Below are 8,192 nucleotides of genomic sequence, written 5' to 3'. Positions count from 1 at the left end.
TGTTACTTATTTTGGAGGAGTCGGAGAATTTAAAAAAGTTATCTTTGATGCAGCAGCAAGAGCTGGATATGGTGTATTGAGGAAAGTCGTAGTTCTTGGTGATGGTGCAGCATGGATATGGAATATGTGTGAAGAACTTTTTCCAGATGCTATAAGAATACTTGATTATTTTCATCTAAGTGAAAATGTAAATAACTATGCTAAAATATTATATCCATTAGATGAAGTCGGAAGACGAATATGGGTAAATACAGTACTTAATTTAATAGAAGATCAGAAGATCGATGAAGCATTGGATTATATATCTTTAAATTTAATTAAAGAGATACCATTTGGAGTTGTTAATGTATACAATTATATAGTAAATAATAGAGAACGAATAAAATATAGAAGTTATAAAGAAAGTGGATATTATATAGGCAGTGGTCCAATAGAAAGTGGTAATAAGGTCGTTATTCAACAGAGAATGAAGCAGTCTGGTATGAGATGGGGAATAGGTGGAGGTCAGTATATCGCAGCACTACGTGCTAAATATGAAAGTAATCTTTGGACTGATGTAGTAAAAATTATAAGTGCTTAATTTGTAAGTTTAGAAAAATTCGCAAATAAATACCATGCTATCTTATTAAGAGAAGTCTGCACATTTTTAGTTCCATAATCCCCCTCCGGGGCTAAATTTAACTCTAATTAGATACAGGTAGAATATCATCCACAATATGGGTCGCGTTTAATTTATGCACCCTTTTACTACTATAAAGATGACATTTCCTAAACTAATGATATAATAGATATTATTAGTTCGTATATTTTATGACATAAGGGGGAATTAGTAAATGAAATCATTAGAAGGAACAAAAACAGCTGAAAATTTAATGAAGGCATTTGCAGGTGAATCTCAAGCAAGAATGAGATATACATATTATGCCTCTGAAGCTAAAAAAGAAGGGTATGTACAAATTTCAAATATTTTTACAGAAACAGCGGAAAATGAAAAGGAACATGCTAAGAGATTCTTCAAATATCTAAATCAATCTTTAAAAGGAGAAAAAATAGAAATAACATCTGATTTTCCAGTAGATTTAGGGAAAACTAAAGAAAATTTATTAGCAGCAGCTAATGGGGAGCAAGAAGAATGGGAAGAACTTTATCCAGCATTTGCTGATATTGCGGAAGAAGAAGGGTTTCCTGAAATAGCACATACTTTTAGAGAAATTGCAGAAGCAGAAGAACGCCATGAAATAAGATATAGAAAGTTATTAAGTAATATTGAAAATGATAAGGTTTTTGAAAAAGATGAAGTTGTAGAATGGAAGTGTAACAACTGTGGATATGTTCACAGAGGGAAATCAGCACCTGAAGTATGTCCCGCTTGTGCACACCCAAGAAGTTATTTTGAAGTGTTTGTTGAAACTTATTAAAATATGAAGTAAAGAACAAAAGGCTTATAAGAAACTTTTTCTTATAAGCCTTTTTAGGTTATTCTCATAATTACCTTATTTATTAACTGGTACCTCCAACCTATTACTATTAATACCTTTCATTTCAAATATGAATTCGGCATATTTTTTAAGGAAGTCAGTTCCAATGTCTTCTAATAGTTTATAGCCTTCTGAGCTTTTTATTTTCTCTATATCTATTTCACCTTTTCCTTCGTAGTACATTGCGTTTAATTCGGCTAAGGTTTTTGACATTAAATCCATTTCTTTATCTTTATATTCGTGAATATTATAGAATTCTTCATAAAAATTATAATAGGAGCGATTAACAAAATAGGTTCTAGAGTATTCTTTAAAGTTATGTATATTTTCATCATCTATATTATTTTCTTTTGCCCAACCTACCATATCCACTTGATTAGTATTATATTCATAGCCTTTATTAGGTGAATAATTAAGAATACCATAATTATGTGGATATACTGATAAGGCACCAGTTGCAATATCATAGATTTGTTTCCCATTATTTTCATAGGACTTTATACTTTGCAAATGTATATGTCCTGTTAAAGCTAATTCTATATCACATCTTTGGAATACCTCTACAACGTCTTCACTATTATTTAAAGTATAGCCCTCATTTTTTACTGGATTATGGTCTAATAGACTATGGTGCATTACTGCAATGATTTTAGCATTCTCTTTTTTTGCTTTTTGGCTACATTCTTCAATCCATTGAAGTGTATCAGGGTTTATTATACCGTCTGCTTGAGGGGCACTACGTTTAATATTATCTTCATATTGATTTGTATCAAGCATTAATAGCCATATATCTTCGGAAGGGGCTGCAAGATAACTTAATGTATTCTTGTCCTTAGAAATGGCTTCACTATAGCCAAAGGGCTCATATATTTTATTGAAATCTTTATCTGTTATATTACTAGCTTTTTTCTGTTTTCTATCTTTAAACTTACAGGACCATGGATTTTTTATATCATGATTACCCGGAATAACAAAAACAGAAGTGCCAGAGTTTTGAATAATATCTAGTTTTTCGGCTAAGTTTTCGTGACTTTCCTTTTCCCCATTATTTGTTAGGTCACCACAAATAATAAGTATATCAGGTTTAATCTTCTCTATATCTCTAGTAAAAGCATCTATTAGCTCATCACTATATTTTATTAGCTTACCATCACCAGTTGTAATATATTTATTAAACGCTTCTCCGCAATCATTTAATTTACTAGTGAAATAATGAGGATCTGCAGCAACTAGAATAGTTATATCTTTTCCAGCTTTAATTTTACTAGGAGGCTTTGAGCATGCCACTTTACAACTAGACAAATGAAATCGTATTATAATTGTTCCAGTTAAAACAAATATAGCCATGATAGTGAATAAAATTTTTTTATTTTTCATAGCTAACCTCACAGTGTTAATTTTTTGTTGTGCTTTCTATTATTATAACATAGCTTTTATTTTTATCCACTTAATTTAGCATATTCTCTATTGAGGAAATTGCATAATTAAACTTATAAAGTTAAATAAAAAAAGGAATAGATTAATAGCTTATTAAAAAATGAGATTTTAGATAAGATAATTTAACATCTAATAATAATACTACTACTTAACTTGTATTTTTAATAATATCTATAATAACAATTCAATTTATTCTAATCTTCTAAAAATAGCTAAACAGTTTTATCTAAATTGTTATAAGAAATATAAAAAAGCTCCTTTAAACAAGTTTTAAAGGGGCTAGATCTGTGTTATGTTTATATAGGATTAAGCCTTTAATGTATATATATCATCAGCATCTTTATACTTCCATCTTTTAATTCTAAAATTCCTAGTATAAGGTTTCCTAGAGTTGATTTTCCACTACCACTTTCTCTTTTAATCTATTAGATAAAGCCATAGCAGTTCTTTCTTGATTAAAAGAATCTGCTAAAACTCTAACTGGTTCTTGTAATTGACCGGTCAATGCATATATACTCAATATACTTCCAACAGTCATCTTACCTTTTGAAGCTAAGACTGCATCAACCCCTACAGATACCAATGGCAATATCATAATAAGTAACGCAGTCATGGATACATATAGTCCAAGTAAAAATGAATACCTTTTATCTTCTTTAAATTTCTTATTATCAATTAAGGTTTTAAATTTATCTTTAAAATATTTTTCTTTTCTTAAAGGTTTTATTAAGCTTATAGACTGAATACTTTCTATTAAAAATTGATTTATTTCTCCTCTAATACTAAAAATGTTCTCTGATACTTCCGCTTGTTTTTTAGCTATTATATTTATTGTTAAGAATGAAACAGCGATTAAGCCTAGTATAATTAAAGTCAAAAGTACATTGTATCTCATCATCATAATTATTGTAAAAACTAGTGAAAATATCTGTATCAATCTAATAAGCCATCCCACTGACATCCAACTTGCTACTTCTCTACCATCATTTGTTAAAAGGGAATTTAAATCTCCAGTAGTTTTATTATTAAAGAAACCAATATCTTTTTCTATTAAACTACTATAGAGTGCTTTTGATACTTTATTATCTCCTAATGCTTCTAAAATCCTAAAGAAATATTGTCCTACAAAGTTAAGAATAAAAAAACTATTAATTTAATTATAAATTCTGTCAATTTTTTATGTTTTTGAATAAAAATGAGTGAAATCAATAGTTTAACATTATGCAATTTCCTCAATTAATTTCTTTAAATTTTCTTTAAAGAAACTATCCTGCTCTGGACTTCTTTTTTTAATTTTAGGATAATGTTTGTATTTCTTTCGTATTTGTTGATTAAAATGTCTACGAGCTAGAAGATTATCAACATTATTTGAGGAAATAACTTTGCCATTTTGGGTAATACATATAGCCCCCTTGGTAAGAGCCATAGCTGCAAGACCATAATCTTGAGTAACAACAATATCCTTCTTTTTAACATTGTTTACAATATGCAAATCAACACTATCATGGCCTTCATCTACAGTAACAATAGTTGCATATTCATCCCATAGGTCATGGGAATAGTCTTTGACAATAATTATTTCTAATCCATAATACTTAGCAATTTCTATAGTTATATCAATAACGGGACAACCATCACCATCTACTATTATTCTCATATCATCACCCTGTTTCATCATATCATAGTCTAATAAAGAGTTACTATAAGGAAAATGGGTATCAAGATAATAAATGCTTTATATTTATTATCTTTGCCAACTATAATATTTTATATAATATAATTGGACAAGTAATAAGAAACATTAGAAATCAATGGAGGTAAATTATATGAAACTTTATTCTTGGAATGTAAATGGATTAAGAGCTTGTGTACGGAAAGGTTTTTTAGATTATTTTAATGAATTAGATGGTGATATTTTTTGTGTACAAGAAATTAAATTGCAAGAAGGACAAATCGATTTAGAATTAGAAGGATACCACCAATACTGGAATTATGCAGAGAAGAAAGGTTATTCAGGAACGGCTATTTTCACAAAGGAAGAACCTTTATCTGTTCGATACGGCCTTGGAATTGAAGAACATGATAAGGAAGGAAGAGTAATTACTCTAGAATTTGATAAATTTTACTTAGTTAATGTCTATACTCCAAATTCTCAAAGAGGATTAACTAGGTTAGATTATAGAATGGAATGGGAAGATGATTTTAGAGAATATCTTAAGGAATTAGATGATATTAAACCAGTTATTTTATGCGGGGATTTAAATGTTGCTCATAATGAAATTGACTTAAAAAATCCAAGTACTAATAGAAAAAATGCTGGTTTCACCGATGAGGAAAGAAGTAAAATGACAGAACTATTAGATGCTGGATTTATAGATAGCTTTAGATATTTCTATCCAGACAAAAAAGATGCTTATAGTTGGTGGTCCTATATGAGAAAGTCTAGAGATAGAAATGTAGGATGGAGGATTGACTATTTTATTGTGTCTGAAAAACTAAAAGATGTTATGGAAGATGCTGAAATTCATCCTGATATTATGGGTAGTGATCATTGTCCTGTAAGTTTAGAACTGAATAATATATAATTATGAATATGGCAGGCTATAATCTGCCATATTTTCATATACTAACTTTGTAATTAGGAAAATTGGCGGTGTTTAAATGGATTATCTAAAAAAGTATATAAAAATGTATTGGAAAAGTTATGTGTTAGCATTAATATTTATAACTCTTGAGGCTATAGCAGATTTGATGCAACCTACTATTATGGCAAAAATAGTAGACCGGGGAGTGGCAGAAAATAATTTGAATTATGTTCTACATATGGGTGGAGTCATGTTAGGAATTACAGCAATTGGAGCTATTGCTGCTGTTATTAGAAATATTATTGCAAGTATTGTATCACAGAAATTTGGTGCTCAACTTAGAGAAGATTTATTTATAAAAATTCAAAATTTTTCCTTTGAAAATATTGATAACTTTGAAGAAGGGAGTCTCATAACTAGATTAACTAATGATGTAACTCAATTACAAAATTTTGCTCATGGAAGTATGAGAATATTTATTAAAGCACCGATTTTAGGCATTGGAAGTATTGTAATGGCTATTATAATTAATCCTTCTATGTCTTTAATTCTTATAGGAACAATACCAGTTATTTCGGCTATAATATTTTTAAATATGAAAGCTGGTTATCCTCTTTTTATGAAAATGCAAAAGGCTATAGATAAAATAAATGGAGTAATGAGAGAATATTTAAGAGGAGTCCGAGTTGTAAAAGCTTTTAATCGTTTTGATTATGAAGTAGAAAATTTTGATGATGCTAATAAAAATTTAGCTAATATATCTATTAAAGGTATGAGACGAATAGCTATTTTAGCACCTATTGTTTCTTTTATAGTAAATATAGCTATAGTTTTAGTATTGTGGTTTGGAGGATTTAAAGTTAATAAAGGAACTGCGAAAGTAGGAGAGATTATTGCACTTACTAACTATATGGCTCAGATTCTTTTTTCTCTTATAATGATTTCCCATGTATTTGTTATGTTTGTTAGAGCAAAAGCCTCTGCTGAAAGAATAGGTGAAGTTTTTGAAGAAGAAAACAGGCTAATGGTTAAAGATGTCTCTACAAAGGTAGGGGAATATAGAGGAAAAATAGGGTTTGAAAATGTTAACTTTTCTTATGGTGAAAGTAGTGAGCCAGTATTGAAGAATATTAATTTTACTTGTAATCCTGGTGAAACAGTAGCTATTATTGGTTCTACTGGTTCAGGGAAAAGTAGTTTAGTTAAATTAATACCTAGATTTTATGATGTAGATGAAGGGAGTATAAAGGTAGATGGTGTGGATATTAGAGATATAGATATAGAAGAATTAAGAGATATAATAGGTATAGTTCCTCAAAAATCTGTACTATTCTCCGGCACAATTAGAGAAAATATTCGCTGGAGTGATGGGGATATACCTATGTCTGAAGTGGAAAAGGCAGCTAAAATTGCTCAAGCTCACGAATTTATAACTTCATTTCCAGAAGGTTACGATACTATACTAGGGCAAGGAGGAGTAAATCTTTCTGGTGGTCAAAAGCAAAGAATTTCTATAGCCCGGGCTTTAGTAAAGAAACCTAATATTCTTATTCTAGATGATAGTACAAGTGCAGTAGATGTAACTACTGAAGGGGAAATAAGGAGAGAATTAAAAAAATATTTAGTAGATACTACATCTATAACTATTGCTCAACGTATAACTTCCGTTATGGGTGCTGATAAAATAGTGGTTTTAGATAGTGATGGTTCTATAGAAAGTATAGGAATTCACGAAGAACTAATGGAGAAATCAAGTATTTATCAAGATATATATCGTTCTCAAGTAGGAAAGGCCGGTGATTTAAGTGGCTAAAAATAGAGGCTTTGGTAGGCAAGGTGGCAGTAGAGGTAGAATGACTTCAGTGGTTAAACCAAAAAACTTTAAAGAAACTATAAAAAGGTTAGGAACTTACTTTAAAAAAGAAACAAGATTATTAGTTGTGACTTTTATATTAGTAGTAGGAAGTTCTATATTAGCATTATTAGTACCCTATTTTATAGGTAAGGCTATTGACGTCATATCTATAGGTAAAATGGGAGTTGATTTTAAGTTACTAAAAATGTTCATCGCCATACTTATAGGTTTGTATTTAGCTGAAGGTTTTATGACTTTTTTACAAGGGTGGATAATGGCTGGAATATCCCAAAGAATAGTTTTCACTATAAGAGAAGGACTTTTTAATAAACTACAAAAATTGCCTTTGTCTTATTTTGATACCCACAGTCATGGCGAAGTAATGAGCAGATTATCTAATGATGTAGACAATATTAGTACGACTATTTCTCAATCGACGGTAAGATTAATGTCTAGTGTTATAGCAATTGTAGGGGCCTTTGTGATGATGCTTATATTAAGTCCAATATTAACTTTTGCTAGTATGATTACTATACCATTAGTATTTCTTCTAACAAGAAAAATAGCTAAAAAGACTAGAGTTTTGTTTAAAGAACAGCAAATGGTTTTAGGTCAATTAAATGGACATATTGAAGAAACTATATCAGGTATTGAGGTAGTCAAAGCTTTTAATAATGAAGATAGGGTTATTGAGGAATTTGAAACTGTAAATACAGATTTATGTGATGTAGGTATAAAAGCACAAATATGGTCAGGTTTCCTTATGCCTATAATGAATGTTATTAATAATCTTGGTTTTGCAGTAGTAGCAGCTGTAGGTGGGGCTTTAGCAATTAA

At 29.7% G+C, this 8,192-nt stretch carries 8 protein-coding genes; 5 read left to right on the top strand and 3 right to left on the bottom strand.

Annotated features, from left to right (window positions below; all coding sequences use genetic code 11):
• Positions 1-580: ISKra4 family transposase (locus VK071_00245; protein HLR33744.1), on the top strand; the 580-nt coding region annotated here is incomplete at its 5' end.
• A gap of 253 nt (positions 581-833) precedes the next feature.
• A complete protein-coding gene (locus VK071_00240) occupies positions 834-1,418 on the top strand; it encodes a rubrerythrin family protein (GenBank protein HLR33743.1) in 585 nt (194 codons plus the stop codon).
• A 75-nt stretch (positions 1,419-1,493) separates the two neighbouring features.
• On the opposite strand, the gene VK071_00235 is transcribed toward VK071_00240, so the two are convergent.
• The 3 genes from VK071_00235 to VK071_00225 form a co-directional block, all read right to left on the bottom strand.
• The gene (locus VK071_00235; protein ID HLR33742.1) at positions 1,494-2,855 is read right to left on the bottom strand and encodes a metallophosphoesterase; all 1,362 of its coding nucleotides are present in this window, start codon (positions 2,853-2,855) and stop codon (positions 1,494-1,496) included.
• Between the two features lie 445 nt (positions 2,856-3,300).
• Positions 3,301-4,053: an ABC transporter ATP-binding protein gene (locus tag VK071_00230; GenBank protein HLR33741.1), complete on the bottom strand. Its 753-nt coding sequence runs from the start codon at positions 4,051-4,053 to the stop codon at positions 3,301-3,303.
• An 81-nt stretch (positions 4,054-4,134) separates the two neighbouring features.
• Complete coding sequence (locus VK071_00225; GenBank protein ID HLR33740.1) at positions 4,135-4,572, bottom strand: DUF188 domain-containing protein; 438 nt, start codon at positions 4,570-4,572, stop codon at positions 4,135-4,137.
• Between the two features lie 169 nt (positions 4,573-4,741).
• On the opposite strand from VK071_00225, the gene VK071_00220 reads away from it, so the two are divergent.
• The 3 genes from VK071_00220 to VK071_00210 form a co-directional block, all read left to right on the top strand.
• On the top strand, positions 4,742-5,500 hold the full coding sequence (locus tag VK071_00220; GenBank protein HLR33739.1) for an exodeoxyribonuclease III: 759 nt from the start codon (positions 4,742-4,744) through the stop codon (positions 5,498-5,500).
• 76 nt (positions 5,501-5,576) lie between these two features.
• Positions 5,577-7,313, top strand: a complete 1,737-nt coding sequence (locus VK071_00215) for an ABC transporter ATP-binding protein (GenBank protein ID HLR33738.1) — start codon at positions 5,577-5,579, stop codon at positions 7,311-7,313.
• A partial coding sequence (locus VK071_00210; GenBank protein ID HLR33737.1) for an ABC transporter ATP-binding protein occupies positions 7,306-8,192 on the top strand: 887 nt, incomplete at its 3' end. The genes VK071_00215 and VK071_00210, both read left to right, overlap by 8 nt.

It is taken from the genome of Tissierellales bacterium (assembly GCA_035301805.1).
Taxonomy (GTDB): Bacteria; Bacillota; Clostridia; order Tissierellales; family DATGTQ01; genus DATGTQ01.
Note: the sequence above shows the minus strand (reverse complement) of the source record. Positions and strands in the feature narration are given on the sequence as shown.

Excerpts from the sequence above, each read along its gene's own strand:
- VK071_00240 (HLR33743.1), top strand. The coding sequence starts at position 834 with ATGAAATCATTAGAAGGAACAAAAACAGCTGAAAATTTAATGAAGGCA.
- VK071_00235 (HLR33742.1), bottom strand. The coding sequence starts at position 2,855 with ATGAAAAATAAAAAAATTTTATTCACTATCATGGCTATATTTGTTTTA.
- VK071_00225 (HLR33740.1), bottom strand. The coding sequence starts at position 4,572 with ATGAGAATAATAGTAGATGGTGATGGTTGTCCCGTTATTGATATAACT.
- VK071_00220 (HLR33739.1), top strand. The coding sequence starts at position 4,742 with ATGAAACTTTATTCTTGGAATGTAAATGGATTAAGAGCTTGTGTACGG.
- VK071_00215 (HLR33738.1), top strand. The coding sequence starts at position 5,577 with ATGGATTATCTAAAAAAGTATATAAAAATGTATTGGAAAAGTTATGTG.